Origin of the sequence: Nostoc sp., from assembly GCF_036917415.1 — a bacterium.
GTDB lineage: Bacteria > Cyanobacteriota > Cyanobacteriia > Cyanobacteriales > Nostocaceae > Nostoc.
In genome coordinates, this window is record NZ_JBALDJ010000126.1 from 61,958 (window position 1) to 79,210 (window position 17,253).

Annotated in this window: 15 protein-coding genes; 6 read left to right on the forward strand and 9 right to left on the reverse strand. The window is 41.3% G+C overall.

Annotation, left to right across the window (positions count from 1 at the left end):
• Positions 1-2 precede the first annotated feature (2 nt).
• Positions 3-1,310: a mannosyltransferase family protein gene (locus V7K41_RS31285; protein WP_334854394.1), complete on the reverse strand. Its 1,308-nt coding sequence runs from the start codon at positions 1,308-1,310 to the stop codon at positions 3-5.
• 670 nt (positions 1,311-1,980) lie between these two features.
• Here V7K41_RS31285 and dxr point away from each other — a divergent pair.
• A complete protein-coding gene (dxr, locus tag V7K41_RS31290) occupies positions 1,981-3,177 on the forward strand; it encodes a 1-deoxy-D-xylulose-5-phosphate reductoisomerase (RefSeq protein ID WP_334854395.1) in 1,197 nt (398 codons plus the stop codon).
• A 451-nt stretch (positions 3,178-3,628) separates the two neighbouring features.
• Positions 3,629-3,826: a hypothetical protein gene (locus tag V7K41_RS31295; protein ID WP_334854396.1), complete on the forward strand. Its 198-nt coding sequence runs from the start codon at positions 3,629-3,631 to the stop codon at positions 3,824-3,826.
• A 75-nt stretch (positions 3,827-3,901) separates the two neighbouring features.
• Here the strand turns inward: V7K41_RS31295 and V7K41_RS31300 are convergent, their stop codons facing one another.
• Positions 3,902-4,402: an acyl-CoA thioesterase gene (locus V7K41_RS31300; RefSeq protein ID WP_334854397.1), complete on the reverse strand. Its 501-nt coding sequence runs from the start codon at positions 4,400-4,402 to the stop codon at positions 3,902-3,904.
• A gap of 116 nt (positions 4,403-4,518) precedes the next feature.
• On the opposite strand from V7K41_RS31300, the gene V7K41_RS31305 reads away from it, so the two are divergent.
• A complete protein-coding gene (locus tag V7K41_RS31305; RefSeq protein ID WP_334854398.1) occupies positions 4,519-6,588 on the forward strand; it encodes a CHAT domain-containing protein in 2,070 nt (689 codons plus the stop codon).
• The gene (locus tag V7K41_RS31310) at positions 6,552-6,764 is read left to right on the forward strand and encodes a hypothetical protein (protein ID WP_334854399.1); all 213 of its coding nucleotides are present in this window, start codon (positions 6,552-6,554) and stop codon (positions 6,762-6,764) included. Before V7K41_RS31305 ends, V7K41_RS31310 begins: the two co-directional genes overlap by 37 nt.
• A 68-nt stretch (positions 6,765-6,832) precedes the next feature.
• Here the strand turns inward: V7K41_RS31310 and V7K41_RS31315 are convergent, their stop codons facing one another.
• From V7K41_RS31315 to V7K41_RS31325, 3 genes are all read right to left on the reverse strand, one after another.
• Positions 6,833-7,177 (reverse strand): DUF1815 family protein, encoded by a 345-nt coding sequence (locus tag V7K41_RS31315; RefSeq protein WP_292862319.1) that lies wholly within the window; start codon positions 7,175-7,177, stop codon positions 6,833-6,835.
• A 1,259-nt stretch (positions 7,178-8,436) separates the two neighbouring features.
• A complete protein-coding gene (locus tag V7K41_RS31320) occupies positions 8,437-8,652 on the reverse strand; it encodes a DUF2839 domain-containing protein (protein ID WP_334854400.1) in 216 nt (71 codons plus the stop codon).
• 244 nt (positions 8,653-8,896) lie between these two features.
• A complete protein-coding gene (locus V7K41_RS31325) occupies positions 8,897-10,462 on the reverse strand; it encodes an ATP-dependent DNA helicase (protein WP_334854401.1) in 1,566 nt (521 codons plus the stop codon).
• Positions 10,463-10,601: 139 nt separating this feature from the next.
• Here V7K41_RS31325 and V7K41_RS31330 point away from each other — a divergent pair, with 139 nt between their 5' ends.
• The gene (locus V7K41_RS31330; RefSeq protein WP_334854402.1) at positions 10,602-11,564 is read left to right on the forward strand and encodes a M48 family metallopeptidase; all 963 of its coding nucleotides are present in this window, start codon (positions 10,602-10,604) and stop codon (positions 11,562-11,564) included.
• An 86-nt stretch (positions 11,565-11,650) separates the two neighbouring features.
• Here V7K41_RS31330 and V7K41_RS31335 read toward each other — a convergent pair whose 3' ends face one another.
• The 3 genes from V7K41_RS31335 to V7K41_RS31345 all read right to left on the reverse strand — a co-directional run bounded on the left by V7K41_RS31335 (position 11,651) and on the right by V7K41_RS31345 (position 13,933).
• Entirely contained in the window at positions 11,651-12,406 is a 756-nt protein-coding gene (locus tag V7K41_RS31335; protein WP_334854403.1) for a PEP-CTERM sorting domain-containing protein, read from the reverse strand.
• A gap of 61 nt (positions 12,407-12,467) precedes the next feature.
• A complete protein-coding gene (locus V7K41_RS31340) occupies positions 12,468-13,331 on the reverse strand; it encodes a CPBP family intramembrane glutamic endopeptidase (protein ID WP_334854404.1) in 864 nt (287 codons plus the stop codon).
• A gap of 164 nt (positions 13,332-13,495) precedes the next feature.
• Positions 13,496-13,933, reverse strand: coding sequence for an AbrB family transcriptional regulator (locus tag V7K41_RS31345; RefSeq protein WP_094350106.1), 438 nt, complete (start codon positions 13,931-13,933; stop codon positions 13,496-13,498).
• A 1,475-nt stretch (positions 13,934-15,408) separates the two neighbouring features.
• Here V7K41_RS31345 and V7K41_RS31350 point away from each other — a divergent pair.
• The gene (locus V7K41_RS31350; RefSeq protein ID WP_334854408.1) at positions 15,409-16,416 is read left to right on the forward strand and encodes a succinate dehydrogenase/fumarate reductase iron-sulfur subunit; all 1,008 of its coding nucleotides are present in this window, start codon (positions 15,409-15,411) and stop codon (positions 16,414-16,416) included.
• 96 nt (positions 16,417-16,512) lie between these two features.
• On the opposite strand, the gene V7K41_RS31355 is transcribed toward V7K41_RS31350, so the two are convergent.
• A complete protein-coding gene (locus V7K41_RS31355) occupies positions 16,513-17,037 on the reverse strand; it encodes a TolB family protein (RefSeq protein WP_334854405.1) in 525 nt (174 codons plus the stop codon).
• Between the last annotated feature and the right edge of the window lie 216 nt (positions 17,038-17,253).

Genomic DNA, 17,253 nt, shown 5'->3' on the forward strand with positions numbered 1-17,253 from the left:
CTCTAACCAACCCAATGCTCTTGAGCAAATCCTACGGCTATTTTGGCTAGTAATGTCACAAAAGCGCCCAATATTAAATATCCTTGACGAGGATAGCGAGATAGCAGCACACCAATTGCTATGTTTAAAGGCACAATACCGTAGGCGAGACGGCTTAAAGAGATAGTGCCTCCAGAGGCTAACAGTAAACCAATACCACAAAAGCCATAAATCACTGTAACTGGGGTCAGTTGCCTGTGTAAGCGCCACAACACATAGCCACCACCCAACACCATGAACAAGTTGAGCAAGTTATTGATCCACTGTTCGCTTGCCAGAATCAACAAAAATAAGACTAAACCATAAAAGCCATAAAATAATTTTACAGAACTAAAACGTTGACGGAAATGCCATAAAAGATAGCCACTGGCAACAATCACGCCAAATAACAGGAGATACCAGGGATCTTGAATCCCACCAGAGGAGTTTTGAACCCAGCCAAATTGCCAATTTTTACTGCCAACGACAATTTGCATGAACATATTTAACCAACCTTGCCAATCAAACCCAAGGGAAGGTCGCCATCCTCGTTGTGCTTTGATAAAAGCTAAAGGGTCGCCAAAATAAATCGCACAATACAAACTGAATAGAAGTATGCCAATAGCAGTAGTGAAACTAGCTATATAGGCAACTGGTGGTCGGCGTTCTTTCCAGGCTGCGATCGCTAATGCTGGAATTAGTGCCATACCTGTAGGACGTGTTGCTGTCGCCATCGCGCCCCAAAGGGCAGTCCAGGCATACTGCTTTTGCTCGAACGCCCGCAAAGTCGCCGTACTCAAAAACAAATACAGCCCCTCTGTGTAAATCACTCCCGTAAACATCGAAGCTGGATACAAAGAAAGCACAGCAGTTACCCAGTGCGCTGCATTGATGCCATAACGATCCTTGACCCAAAAGTACAAACAGTAAAGTGCTGCAAAAAATGCCAAGTTGTTAATTAATGTGCCTGCCAATTCAAACGGTAAGCCCAACTTCATCAAAACCCAGATGCTTAAGGGAAATAGAGGAAAGAAGGCCAGATTATGTTGCTTGCCGTCATTCACAAATTCATAACCAGAAGTTGCGATCGCTCGGTAATGGATACTATCCCAGGCATCAAAAACACCCCAGCTAAAACGCGGCAAAAATTCCTCTGCTGGTAACGGTAGTTTTGGCGCAACCAGCAACATAGCTGTCCAGATAAATATTCGACTGCCAAGCCATATTGCTGCTGGAAACAGGAAATCATTTTTCCATAAAACTTTTTTTATAACTATCTGAACTTTGACCATAGGGTTGAGTGCTTCAACAAACTCCTTTGTGCATCCTTTTACCTATGGCTGTAACACAGCAATTTATGAGTAATATTTTGCATATTAAATCCTCCACCAACATAATTAACAAACTGGACAGATTAGCGATTAATTGAAATTATTTCCTATTTGGTCACTTTTGCCAATTTTCTCGGAATTTATCTTTAAAATATAGTATTAATAAAGACAATTTTTGTCTAGTTACAGCAGTAACCAGATGGGTAAGGTACAGAAAGAAAAATGATCCACATAGGAGCGCACAGCTCGCTGTAGTCCCCGATCCGTGTACCTCATTCAAATGAGAATCGCTATATATGAATAATGAGCAACTTTAGTACTTTAAGTAGAAGGGCTTGATTAAATTAAAGCTTGGAGTAAGCGGCTTTACTCCTTGAGTATCTTACATAGAGCGATAAATCACTCACTACGAACAAAAGTTTTATCTTACATTTAATTATGTTTACCTACTTGCAGCTAACAGTCTATCGAGTTGAAATTAACGGATTGGAACTGTTGCAGGGACAAGGACACGGGGAAACTTCTCCGTGTACTTGCTTCTTTGCATCAGTGTATCGATTATGGTGATTGCTGTGATTAAAGAGTCCTAAGCAATTTATAGTGAGAGTTGTCTGTAAATCCTTAAGCAATTGTGAAAGCGATTACTCTCGTTGGTTCCACTGGTTCTATTGGTACTCAGACTTTAGATATTGTCACTCACTACTCAGATCAGTTTCGGATTGTGGGATTGGCAGCTGGTAACAATGTCGAAATGTTGGCTGCCCAAATTCGGCAGTTTCGACCAGAAATAGCAGCAATTTGCTCAGAAGATAAATTGCCAGCACTCAAAGAAGCTATCATTGACCTCGATCCTCAACCGATTCTACTGGCAGGTGATGCCGGAGTGATAGAAGTCGCTCGCTATGGCGATTCCCAAACCGTTGTCACTGGGATCGTTGGTTGTGCTGGTTTGCTACCGACGATCGCAGCGATTGAAGCTGGTAAAGATATTGCCTTAGCAAACAAAGAAACTCTGATTGCCGGGGGCCCTGTGGTTCTACCCCTAGTCGAAAAACATGGTGTAAAATTACTCCCTGCCGATTCCGAACATTCTGCAATCTTTCAATGCCTTCAAGGTGTGCCCAAGGATGGCTTACGGAAAATTTTGCTCACTGCATCTGGTGGAGCTTTCCGCGATTGGGATGTAGAAAAGTTAGCAGATGTAACCGTTGCTGACGCTCTCAAGCATCCTAATTGGTCGATGGGACGGAAAATCACAGTAGACTCTGCTACTTTGATGAATAAAGGACTGGAAGTAATTGAGGCTCACTTTCTGTTTGGCTTGGATTATGACGATATCGAAATTGTCATTCATCCCCAAAGCATTATTCACTCGCTGATTGAACTGCAAGATACTTCAGTTTTAGCCCAACTCGGTTGGCCAGATATGCGCTTACCTTTACTGTATGCCTTATCTTGGCCCGATCGCATCTATACCAACTGGGAACGACTAGATTTAGTCAAAGCTGGAAATTTAACCTTCAGTGAACCAGATCACCAAAAGTATCCTTGTATGCAGTTGGCTTATGCTGTGGGTAAAGCTGGTGGTTCAATGCCAGCGGTGTTGAATGCTGCAAATGAGCAAGCTGTAGCTTTATTTTTAGATGAAAAAATTCGGTTTTTAGATATTCCCCGATGTATCGAATGGGTGTGCGATCGCCATCAAAATGATAACCGTGCAAATCCCTCTTTAGATGACATTTTGGCAGCAGATAAATGGGCAAGACAAGAAGTTTTAACAGTGACTGAAAAGTTAGAAACTCACTCGCAGATAATTTCTCTGCGATAAAAACCTTTAATTGCAGATACCCAAAAGGCAGATTTTCTGGCTCTTGACCAATTCTTGTTTAGCCTTCAGCATTAGGCTGAAGGCTAACGGTTAAATCCAGCTGCGATAATTATTGCAAGAAAAGCTACCTCAAGGCAGTGCACTGCCACAAATCCCAATAAATGCGTAGCCGTAAGGCTTGTCGTCAGACATCGCACTTCCCCAACATCACAAATGCGTACCGTGGCTATTTATTGCCAAATTGCCAAATAACTTGCCTCTTATCGGAATTTTTATCTGATTTTCAGGTAAGATCGCATTGGCACAGTTACACAAAAAATTTTAGCTGTAGTATCTACTAATAATTAGGTTTAAAAGCTTTAGCACTTGTAATTGTTGCTCAGATAAAAGTTTACCTTTTCTGAATAAACACTTTTTCAGATAACGGCTATTATTAAGGAATTTATATATTATGATTGCTACGTTGATTGTAGCTTGGATAGTCTTCATAATATTGTGGAAGTTGTTGAAAGCAACCGTGAGTTATGCATTAACTATTGCCGCAATTCTTATTTTATTAAACATTAGTTTTGGCATTACCCCACAAGATATTTGGCATCATATCATGCAGTTTACTCAAACTCTATCACAGATGCAGAGTGGCAAGTAAAAATCTCTACTTCACCTTTGCTAATCAAAAGTGAAGTATAAGATATGAAATGAAAAAATTTTTAAATTTGACTGGTTAATTATTATTAAATGCTGAAATCTTAGCCAATGCATCTTTAAAATTCGCCGGCAACTGACGCATAATCTTCCCTCTTTCGCGATCTAAAGCGACTAAAGTCACCTTGGCAGTGACGTACAATTGTTGTCCATCAGTTGAGACAATGACATAATCCCAATTGATGCGGACACCAGTTACTTCAGCCATGCGCGTTTTTACCACCACTGCCATACCCAATTGAATTGATCGGTGATAGCGCACCGACAGTTCTACAACTGGTAAATCACAGCCTATAGCGACTAAATCAGCAAATTCAATCCCTATAGATCGCAAGCATTCAATCCGCGCTTCTTCCATCCAAGCTAGATAGGAACCGTGCCAGACAAGACCGGCATAGTCAGTGTGGTGGGGTTGCACTCTGACAGGATATTCAAACCAATTCCCAAACTCGTGACTTGATGGATTGTCAAGGGCGCTGGTTGGTGGTAGTTTTGGTTGACTGGGTTTTTTTTCTGACATCTTCAAATTTCTCAGTACCTATAAATTTTCCAAATTATTGAATAGCATAAAAATTAATTGCGTTGCCGGACTTATTGATTTAATATTTACCTTCCGAGCATAGGGAGTGTTTTGTTATGCAGCCTAATCTCCGGCATATGAGTGTTGTTACTTTATCTCTACTTAGCTTACTAGGTTTTGGAATGGTGTATCCAGACAATAACCGAGTAAACACAAATGCAAGGTTGAGGTACGACTCTGGAGAAAAAGCTCAAGCTTTACTCAAGAATAATCAACTCTTAGAAATTGCAAGGCTTAACAAAGAAGCTATCGAAGAATCTCGGCAAGGTCAATCGAAAGAAGGGTTGCAGAAATTACAGCAAGCATTAGCCATTAGCAGAGAACTTGGAGAGCGCTCTTGGGAAGCGGTAACATTCAACAACATCGGCAGAATCTACCAAAGTCAAAAAAAGTATTCTGAAGCACTTCAATCCTATCAGCAAGCCTTATTAATTAACAAAGAACTTGGGGATCTGGTTCAACTTGGCAAAACCTACAGTAACATAGGTTACTTATTCGATATCCAAAACAAGCCAGAGTTAGCAATTTTTTTCTACAAGCATTGCTTGATTAATCGTGAGAAAGCTCGCTTGAATCCATCTGCACTGAGTGCAGCACAACCAGATGCTTACAGCATAACTGTTAGCCAGACATATCGTATTTTGGGTGAACGATTGCTGAAACAGGAACGTGTTGCTGAGGCACAAAAAACGATGGATTTACTCAAAGTTGAAGAACTAGAGGAATATCTCCAGACTGTGCCAGGTAATCAACGTACTGTCAAAGGTATTAATATAGCGGCAACAGAAAAACCAATAAAACAAAAGTTAGAGCAAACTCTGGATAATGCTGTTGTGCTGGGTAAAGAACTGACAACACTACGGAAAATTTCCCCCAAAGAGCGATCGCTCGAACAGAAACAACGCATCGAACAACTAGTCTTAAATCAACAGCAACTTCTAGATGGATTTAACGAATTTATCAATAGTCCTTCAGTGAAAACACAAGTAGAGCAAATTAGCCGTACAGCTAGGCGGCAAAATTTGGATTTGGAGAGTCTCAACGAACTTCGAGATAATTTGGCGCGATTACCTCAAAAATCGGCATTACTCTACCCACTGATTTTAAAAGATAGTTTGGAATTGGTCTTGGTAACTCCTGAATCCCCACCAATTCATCGCACCGTTGCTGTAAAACGCGAAAACCTTTATCAAACAATTGATGCTTTCCGCCAAGCTTTAATCAATCCCAGTCGAAATATCAAAGCACCTGCACGCCAATTGTATGACTGGCTAATTAAACCGATAGAGAAAGACCTGAAGCTATCAGGTACGCAAACTCTGATTTATGCTCCAGACGATCGGTTACGCTACATTCCTTTAACTGCTTTATATGATGGCAAACAATGGTTGGTGCAGCGCTTCAATGTGAATCACATTACATCTGCCAGTTTGACTAACTTAAACACCCCAAAACAATCGACTTTGCGGGTTTTAGTCGGTGCTTTTACTAAAGGTAATTATCAAATCAAAGTTGGTAATCGACAGGTTGCTTTCGCTGGCTTACCCTTTGCAACGCGGGAAGTGGAAAGTCTAGCAGCTGCGGTTCCTGAAACTACGAAGCTTTTAGACGATGCCTTTACCCCTAAAGTCGCTGTACCCCAAATGGATGATTATACAATTGTCCATTTAGCGACTCATGCAGCCTTTTTGGTGGGGAAACCAGAAGATTCGTTTATTTTATTCGGAAATGGCGATCGCGTTAATTTTAGAAATGTCGCCACTTGGTCACTCCCGAATGTAGATTTGGTAGTGTTGAGCGCCTGTGAAACTGGCTTAGGAGGTAAGTTAGGTAACGGTGAGGAAATTTTGGGCTTTGGCTATCAGATGCAACAAACTGGCGCTAGAGCCGCGATCGCCTCTTTGTGGTCTGTAGATGATGGTGGTACGCAAGCACTTATGAGTGCTTTTTATGGTATACTCTCTACTGAAAAGCTGACTAAAACTGAAGCTTTACGCCAAGCTCAAGTCTCATTAATTACTGGAAACTGGAAGGAAATAAGTCATAATGCACCCGTAGCAGCAGTTAATGACTTTAGTCATCCGTACTATTGGGCACCCTTTATTTTAATTGGCAATGGACTTTAGATGGATCGCATCTGACATCAACTAGCCAACCTCTGACTTTGATGTGTTTTAACACCTTCTATCTAGAAGCTGAAAATCCGACTTGTGAGATTTTGGCAGATACAAAAAATATGCGATGGGCCAGGCATAGCCAATCACTTAATGGTAATGGAGAAATAGGTAAGAGCGATCGCTAACTAAGCCACTTTTACCGATTAACAGTTACCGATAATCAATTTCTAATTTGCCATCGACCTCTGAAACCTTAATACTTCTTGGCAAGAGTTTTAGAGCTTGTATCACTTTGCATAGATTGCTTGACAAGATCGGCCAGTTCGTCTAACTGGCTAATTGCCTCCGCACCCTCTAGCTTCATTAATTCGCGGTCATCCCGCATTTCCGTCCAAGTAATGCCGTAATCGGACACTAAAAATCGAATCAGGTGGTTATCACCCAAGCTAACCATAAACGATGCACTATTCATTTGGTCGCCACAGGTATAGCAGGATGCAGGATACCCACGCCGCTCTAATACAATCGCCAAGGCTTGCAGGTTCATTACTAAGTCTTGGACGAATTGTCGATGTTGATGTGCTAGTCTCAGAAACACTTTTGTCCTCCAGACACCACAGTAATTTGAGTTTCTTTTATATTTTCTTTAGATTTTCTCACCCATTGGTATTGTAAACTATTCATTACAATTACCAGACAAATGATATTGAGTCATTAATTGACTACCTTGTTTAGGGTAGTGGATCGAGATTTTGAGGGCTGTATCAAACTATTCAGTTTGCAAATTCAAAATCTCGGACAGAATTGCTAAATTTAACTATATCTTTATACACTTCTGTCAGGGTAGATTCTTAGAGTAAGCGATCCGCTTTAAGAGTAACTTAAATCTACCACTAGTCAACTACAGAAAAGCTACATATTTGGTTTTTATTGCCTATGTGCAGTCAAATACACTGTTATTAAATGCCATAATGTAGTTTTGCATCGTTATAGTGTCTCTTGCTTAGATGTTTAATCTGTTTTCTTTCTAACGTAGATTTTGGTACAGACAAATGATTAGTTATACCAAATTCATTCCTCCTATATATATAAAGTTAAGCAAATGACATAGGACTTACGCAAAAACCCTCTCAAACTCTCCTTTCTCCGTGACCTCTGCGGCCTCTGTGGTTCGTTTTCCGTGACCTGTGCGTAAGTCCTATGACAGTGCAAATTATAGATTAAGTAATTGCTATAGAATGAATGCAATAGTTTATACTAAACTAACGTAGTTAGTAGACAAGTGTGAGTGTAGAATCCACAATGGGAAAACTTAACACTGACAATACCTAAACTCAGCAGAGCAATGTTGCCATTTAGGCAATATTTCCAGATATTTTCAGATTATTTTCAAAAAGTTGTACGAACTAAAGCACGGCAATTTAGAAGGATTCTTATCTTAGTTTGGTTTTGCCAAATTTAATGCATATATAATATATTTCGATTATCTATCCAAAGTGAGTAATTATTTTTTATTAATAACTTAGTTAACTAATTCATAATTCGTCATAATGCCTTCTACAAGAGGCTGTGCCTAACTTGCTTTCCCATAGAATACGCAAACTCGCTACCATTGCGCTAAGGTAATTCGTAATTATTGGCGAAACACTTGCGCCTCATTGTCTTTTTGGCGTTGCATATTTGAGGGATGATTTTGCTAGTTTTGTGGGATGGGCATCTTGCTCGTCCCTTGTATTTCAGGGCGGGCGAAACACCTAACCTACAATAATCATCCCTTGATTCAGCAACGCCGTCTTTTTTGTGGTCTTGAATTAGTTGAAGTCTAGATATCCAACTAATTAAATTATGAATTAAGAATTAATAAACTACTTGCCACCAACCGAAAGCTGGGCCGATAAAACGGATTGTTGCCCATCCTACAACCATAAGACCAATGCCTATCCAAGCACCACGAGTAGTCCAAGTGACAAATTGTTCGCCTTGAGTTTTTGTGATCGGAATCCAAGACAAGATCCGAGTCTCTTGACCGTATGTTTCCCCTAGTGTGGTTTTACGACGTTTTGCTTCACCCATAATCAGCAACTCAAATTCTACTTAGGTTCTAAATTTATTTAGCCAGTAATCATGCCTACAGAGAGGCGATGAATCGCATCACCTTCCATAAGCTGATAATAGTGCTTGCTTCTTTGCGATCGCGCTTTGGTTGACAAAATTTAAATTGGGCATTGGGGAGCCACTGCAGTCTTCTCCCAAAGGGAGAGGCTAGCGCCAAGGGGTCTCCCCAAGTGGAGCAAGTGGCGTCACTGGTAACTGAATTTTAAGCAGAATTTTCCTCATCGGTATTGGAAAACAGGCTGGGATCGAGATAGTTAATGCGTGCTAGAGGACTTAAAGCTGCGAGAATTTGAGCGCCGTAGCTACGGTTAACGACACGACTATCAAGTAAAGCTACAATCCCTTGACTTTCTCGTACTGGAGCGATCGCCCGCTGTAATTCATTTAAAGCTGCTGGCAACAAGTATAAACGGAACCAATCTTGATGCGATCGCTTATAAAGAGCTACCCTACCAGCTACCAAGGGATTTTCTAAAGATGGTAGGGGCAAAGTAGCAATGATTAACAGATGGGGTGCGGGCAAGACTCGTTGATGTTCTCGCCAAAATTCCCAACCGCTAATCAAAATACCATTTTCATCTAAACAAGTTTTTTCTACTTGCACTCGCGAACCAAACTCTGAGGCCAGAATTGTCGCCACTTGAGACTTGAGTGGTACATCTCCCACCAAGACAACTGTCAACCCTGGCGCTGTCGCACTTAGACAAACTAGTGTGCGGACTTTGTGAATAAATGCTGCTTGAAATTCTGGTGTGTTGGGTAGGGGCAACTTATAGGGTACATACAGTTGAATTGCTTCTGCTTGACTCTCTGAGGAGAATTTCAGGCAAGTTAAATCGTCCAAACCCAGGCGCTGGCGAAAAAGGGGAGCCTCAGTTTCCGGTTCGATAGCGCTACCAATTAAAACTACTGGTTGTCGCTGCCAAATAGGCGAGAGTATTTCCCCTAATTCCATTGGGGCGTAGTGCAAAGAAAATAAACCTTGTCGATGGGCAATAGTCGCCCAGAAGAGAGGAGGGGAGGCAGGGGAAGCAGGGGGGGAAAGATTTTCATCAAGGGTTTGAAATTGTTGCCAAAAATTTTTCCACCTATCTGGAAGGTTGGCTCGATCTAAAGCCAAATACAGGCGACTCAAAATTTCTATTTCTGGCTGGGAAATTAGATAGCACTGATATGGATTCGCAGGATGCTGAAAAAGTTCGTGTGTTAGTTGTATCCGTGCTTCGCGAATTGCCTCAGCTTGGTTTGGACAAGCCAGCATCAGTTGATCCCAATCATCGGGTTGAATATCTTGAGTAAGTTGATGACGCACCCAATCTTCGAGATCGTCTACCCCATCAATAATTGTGGGGATGCCTTGGGGAAAGCGTGAGCCACCAGCCAATTGTCCTTTTAACCAAGCTTCTGGGGAGGTCAACAGTAGCCCTTGGAACTCAGCATCAGGCCAAGCATCACCTGTTCTAATCGATTTATTGGTTGGTAGCCACTGCTGTAGGCGGGGAATTTCTACCCGCAGCAGAAGTTGCTGCACTGTTTCTTGAGCAACAATAATTACAGGGCCATGCCACATCAGGGCTGATGCTACGAAACTAGTACGATACCGCCCTTGATAGCCACAAACCGCCCCTACTTGAATTAGGGCGCTACGTCCCAGGCGCAAGGCGCGTGCTACCAACCGTGCCATCGTCAAATGATGGGGCCAGGAAGGGAACCCCGCTTGCGATCGCAAAAAGTTATGTAGTGACAAATGAACTTCTGCCTCAATCACACGCTTTCAATTCCATACAAAGTGATTTTTACTTCCAATTGCCCCATTTCTATTATCTTGTCATTTGTCCTTTGTCATTTGTCCTTTGCCATTGATCCAAAACTAATGACCAATGACCAATCACCCAATACCCTAAATTATGCCAACTTACACCGGAATTTCCAGCGAAGCCTTTAGGCATCCACTAGATCGTCAAGCCGAGCAAGCTTTACGAAATTTACCAGGATTTGATTTAATCGCTCGTAAATTTGTGGAATTTATCTACGAACGCCCTCAATTAGTCTATCTAATGGGTAACACCATCCAAGTCGGGCCGCGTCAATATTCCACTATTTACCAAATGTTTCGGGAATGCGTCCGAGATTTGGACATTTACCCAGAACCAACACTGTTTGTCTCGCAAAATCCCCAAGCAAATAGCTATGCGCTGGGGCAAGAGAATCCTTACATAGTCATAAATACAGGGATACTAGACTTACTAGACGAAGCCGAGATTCGGGTGGTGCTAGCCCATGAACTGGGGCATATTAAATGTGGTCATACTATTTTAATTCAAATGGCGATGTGGGCGATGAGTGCTGCTTCTGCTTTGGGAGAATTGACCTTTGGCATCGGTAATATTGTCACACAAGGCTTGATTTACGCCTTTTTTGAGTGGCGGCGCAAAGCCGAGTTATCGTCAGATCGCGCTGCACTACTAGTGATGGATGATTTGAATCCAGTGATGTCAACGATGATGAAACTTTCTGGCGGTAGTAACAAATATGCCAATGAGTGTAGTTTACAAGAGTTTATTAAGCAGTCAGAAAATTATCAGGCATTGGATGAGGATGGACTAAATCAGATATATAAATTCTTGCTCTACAATGGCGATCAGGGTATGATGTTGAGTCATCCTTTCCCTGTTGAACGCTTACATTATTTACGGTCGTGGGCAGTATCCGAAGAATATCAGCAAATTCGCCGAGGAAATTATCAGCGATCGCCTGCTTCTGGATCGGTAAATGTTGCAGCAGAATCTTCTGCAAATGAAACAGAAATTTTACGCCGTCAAATTGAAGAATTACAACGAGAAATCGACAGAATGAAAAGGTCTGAGTAGTTTTGAGTGAAGTTATATATAATATAGTGCGCTAGATTTGCCTAATGCACTATATACATATATCTCAAATTGCAGGTTTTGCAAGACTACCCTTGATTCATTTTATTTTTGTGTTTGAGAGCTAAACTTGAGCCTAGTACGCCTAATAGAGCGAGAAAACCACTTGTGAAAGCGGGTTCAGGAATAGACTCAGCAATAGGAAGCTCACGAATTGTGAAGGAACCAGAAGAATTGTTTGCGTTTAAATTATCGCCAACATCAACAGAAAAAGTGAAATCCACGGATTCACCAGGTGCGACAGATCCCCCAGACCATTCAATATTGAAAGAGCCATCTTGAAGCAGTTGTGTGAACTTAGATGAGGTAGGCTGAGGGTCAGAGCTTGAACCGTTGAAGTCAAAATCTGGAATTACAGTGCCAGTGGGGACAAGAATTAACTCAGGCGGCCCGAAGTTGTCATTAACTCCAAGGCCAATCTTAAAATTAAAACCGTTCCAAGTAGAGTTAGTATTATTTACAGCTGTTTCAGTAAAGAAATACTCTGTTGTTCCTCCTGAAGGTTCAACAAACAATTGAGTATCAATCGGCGCTATGGCTTGAAAAGTTTTGGGGGTACAAGATAAGCCAGGGAAGTTGAGAATTTGATTCTGACTCGCAGCTGTGCTGTTGTCGTTATTAGGAAATGGAGTATTGACAGGGGTTTGAACCTGTGTGCACAGTACATCGCCCTGACCTGGGCCCGTAGGCGGACTGATGCTAGTAATGCTACGAGCCTGTGCGACTCCACTAAAGGATAGATAAAACGCCAAGGTAGTTACAAGGGTTTTGGTTATTTTTTTCATTTTCTGATACTTCTTTGGTTGTAAGGAATTACAGCAACCAAATTTTACCAGGACTTACACATTACCTAGAGAAGAACCAGATAATTACTCCAGTTCCCAATACACAAATAATTCCTGCCAAGCCAGCTAGGGGTTTTTTGTTCTTACCTGTGAACCAGTCAGAGACTTTACCTGTGTAAGTAATTAGTTCTGCTGTATCTATGGTAGCGATCGCCCATACCCATCCCGCGTGCAATCCCCAAGCTAAACCCAAATTCCCGCTAGAGACAAAGCGTGCTAGCACCAGCACCATTCCCATCAGCCATAATCCAGGAAGTTGGGGTGCAGTTTCGCGTTGCTCCCAAACCAAGTGTAACAAGGCAAAAATCAAACTAGAAATTGCTGCTGCTACCCAAACTGGATAATCCTGCGCTAATTCTGTGAACAGGAAACCGCGAAAAACTAACTCTTCTATCCCACCGACTAACAACGCTATCAAGAAAATCGGTAGCAAGATGGGTAATACTAATTTGAAATTCGACTTTTCAAAAGAACACCAACCCAATCCGAATTGCCCACTAAATACGATGGCTAGACTCAGCACTCCCAAACTAAAACCTAGTGCTAAAAAACCAAGAGTTGAAAGATTGCCAACAAAGCCGTAATCTGAAAAAGATTTATTAGTCAACCAAACAACTCCCCAGAGAATCAGGGGAGCTAATAGGTAAAGTGACACCAATAACGGCATTTTTTGCTCTGGCTGTAAAGGTTTAGAAGGTTGCCAATTAAGCAATATTGCTGATACTGTTGCTACTGGCAACCAGCAAACTATCCAGCAAACAAAAAATGCCGTCACTATAACTAGTGGCGGTGCATTTTCTCTAAACGCCAGTAAGACGTTGACCGAAGACTCAAAGAAAGTTATCAAAATAAACAAAAAAAACACGATAGACTTCTTGCATTATAGATTTCTTGCTGATTAATCAAGACTCTACTAAATTTGGTGAATTCTGCAAGGGATCTAATCGTATTTTTTATCTGGCTACCAATTTGCTGTCGGGGTAAGGACAAGTTATCATCACCTGAAACTTATCCCTACCATTAGCAAATTTACTCTTCGTCTTCCAAATCTTCGTCTGATTCGTCAGAATCTATATCTTGTGAGGTTAGTTTTTTATCGCTTTCACCTAGTTGAATCAGGTGAATATGTTTGTATCCCAGCCTAATTTCAAACTCATCTCCAGCCTTCAAGCCCATTGCTTTGGTATATGTAGCACCAATTACAATCTGACCATTTTGATGGACACTAACCCGATATGTCGGTTCGCGACCACGACCATCTTTAGGTGCTTCTGGACTTAGAGGAATTCCCCTAGCAGATAGCAAAGCGTCATAAAAATCGGTGAGGTTGACACGAACTTGGTTATTCTTAGTAACAGTGTAATAGCCGCACTGTTTAGCTCTTTCTCGGCGTGGTAATGTGGAAAGTTCTTTTACTTTAGCAAGTAGTGCTTTTCCAGTTAATGGCGCGGTTGCAGTTTCAGTCATTATGCTCAAATTTTCCTTACTCTCTCCAAACTGATAAACGATGTAGTCTCATGCCAGCATTTAATTTTTTAGCATTTGCATAGAGCTACTGAAGACCCTAGTGTAACGGGTAAATTCCTGCCGATAGGAGCCAAAAGCACTTCTATATATGGTTGTTCACAACCAACTAGAGGCCATAGTTGCCACAGACATTAATTTTGGTGATGTTACGGCACTTTTAACCATTATTCGCCATCAGAAAGAAAACTATTTTCTTCTTTAGCGCTACTGTAGCGGTGTAACTTTCAGCCACCATTACAAATGGGGTTAGGTTCTACTGCAAATAAGTCGTAGACCCAAAAAATTGCAGGTTTTTCACTTTCAGTGCTTGCCTTTCTTGCCAATGAGCAAGTAGAGTTTTCTCCACTCGTCCTCTCAAGCTTAGGACAACATAGTATTTCAATAGAGTCCTACGAGGATACACCCTTTTGTCCTGCCAGTAGAGACGCGAATTTTTTTGTCTCTACATTACGAATCAACAAAGCAGTATTAACCGCGCTGATACGGCTATTGATTCTGGTTTTGCTACTTCGTAATTTTATATTAAATACTAGCATGGACTAATAATAGCAAAATAGTTGTTTAATTTTGAATTAAAGTTGCTGGTAAATTTTTATTTAAATTCCTGGACTTAAAGAAGAAAAAAGCAATGGCGATTTTCTTAACCCTTTATTATTGCAAGCGCGAGGATTGCTATCTGGCTTTTATAAAAATTTATATAATTGAGACGAGCAGTTTTGACCAATGAGTTTAATCCCATATTTTCTTGATTGAGAGCAAGCCAAAAAGCGAAAAGTCTCGCACCTCCGGGTTTCGCGGTGCTCTAACTTTTCTTTGAAAGTGGTGAGGATTTTTCCTTGGTTTATTATCTTCAGCTCAAAAGCGGCCAGAGGATTTTACACGTCTGTCTATGGGAAGAACAAATCTCTTAACATCTGCCTAGTACTTGATTGCCACTACTATATATTAAACATGGGCTTTCACACTTCTATATAATCAAAAAATTCCGCCTTCGCTACCACTTGACGTAATTTTACTGTCAGGACTGCTTGACTCAAGTTGACATCGAGACGTGTTGCTAACCTCATATGCATTTCATTTGTATACGATCGCTAGGTCAAAGATCAACATAAGTTACTTTTCAAGCAAACTCTCTTTCCTTTACATTCCCAAACAGGTAAATTCAATGCAAAGCTGCGATTACATTTTTGGCGTTTTAACTCAGAATTTGACAAAAATCTTGCCTACAACGCTACTACAAGTAAAATTTTAATGGTTATCCTTAAACTAGAAGTCAGTCGCCCTTTAATCGTCAGCCTATTAACACTAGAGTTTGAATTAGGGGCGAAAAAGTATAACTCACTTTTCGCAACTACCTGCTTTAACTCATGATTGTTGAGGCTGGTGAAGCAATTTTAAAATTTTGGTTAGTAGTTATGGAAGTTATTTTTAAGGTCATTCGACAGCAACAAAATTCCTCCCCTGTTATGCAAACCTACCTTGTGGAGGCCGAACCAGGTAATACAATCTTGGATTGCCTCAATCATATTAAGTGGGAGCAAGATGGAACTTTAGCGTTTCGCAAAAATTGCCGCAATACTATTTGTGGTAGTTGTGCTATGCGAATTAATGGGCGTTCGGCTTTAGCTTGTAAAGAAAATGTTGGGAGTGAACTTGCCAGATTACAACAAATACCATTATCCGAAAGTAAAGTAAATCCTATTGGTGAAATCACGATCGCACCTCTTGGCAATATGCCCGTGATTAAAGATTTGGTTGTAGATATGAGCAGCTTTTGGAATAATCTAGAGGCAGTTGCCCCTTATGTGAGTACGGCAGCACGACAAGTACCAGAAAGAGAGTTTTTGCAAACACCACAAGAGCGATCGCGCCTCGATCAAACTGGTAACTGTATTATGTGCGGTGCTTGTTACTCTGAATGCAACGCTCGTGAAGTTAATCCAGACTTTGTTGGCCCCCATGCCCTTGCCAAAGCTTACCGAATGGTAGCAGACTCCCGCGATAGTGATACCGAAAATCGTTTAGCAAGCTATAACGAAGGTACTAAAGGCGTATGGGGTTGCACCCGTTGTTTGTACTGCGATTCTGTTTGTCCAATGGAAGTTGCACCATTAGAACAAATCACCAAAGTTAAACAAGAAATTCTCACTCACAAACAAGCTAGCGATAGTCGCTCAATTCGTCACCGGAAAGTATTGGTAGATTTAGTTAAAGAAGGTGGTTGGATTGATGAACGCCAATTTGGTTTACAAGTAGTCGGTAATTATTTTCAGGATTTAAAAGGATTACTCAGTCTTGCACCCCTTGGTTTGCGGATGATCCTCCGCGGTAAGTTTCCCCTATCATTTGAACCTTCTGAGGGTACAAAACAAGTGCGATCGCTCATTGAATCTGTACAACAAGTAGAAGGGAACAGGGAATAGGGAATAGGGATTACGGATTAGAGATTAGAGATTAAAAGAATTCTTTCCCAGTCCCCAGTCCCCAGTCCCTAGTCCCCAATCCCCAATCCCCATTCTTCAACGCGGTTCTTGAGGTATATTCAACGGTTGTCCGTAACGGTCATATACTAAAACATCCCACTGACCATTGTTACTAGACTCAAAAGCAATCCTGCTACCATCAGCGCTAATTGTCGGGTTACGGACTTCCGCTTGCAGGTTATTAGTCAAATTCCGCGATTGGCGTGTTTCTCGGTCGTAGAGAAAAATAGCCGATCGCCCCTGACGGCTAGCAGCAAACACAATATAACGACCATCTTGTGAAACGCTAGGATGATTTGCGATCGCATCAAAGGAATTTAAACCTGGCAAATCAACCAAATCACGAGTTACTGTATCAAACATATAAACATCTTGGCTACCGCGTCGGTCAGTAATAAAAACAATATATCTTCCAGAAATTTGCGGGTCTAACTCCGACGCTAAACTATTGAGACTCCGACCTCCCGGATCAAAGGGATAACTCAAAATGCGAGGGTAGCCAAAACACCCAGTCAATAAACTTAAGCAGAAAAATACAGGTATAAAAAAAATACGTTTCATCTAATTAGTCATTAGTCATTAGTCAATAGTCTCACAACTCCTAACTCCTAAGGTACAGACGCGATTAATCAATCACTGGGATTGACCTAGTTGCAAGTTTCCCCTTGGTGTTTGATTTTCTGATATAGCAGCCGCCAGGCTGGTTAGGACGCTGTACCAAGAACATCTTCCATAGCACTGCGAAGACAGTCAAATTGAATTAACTGTTTACGAATT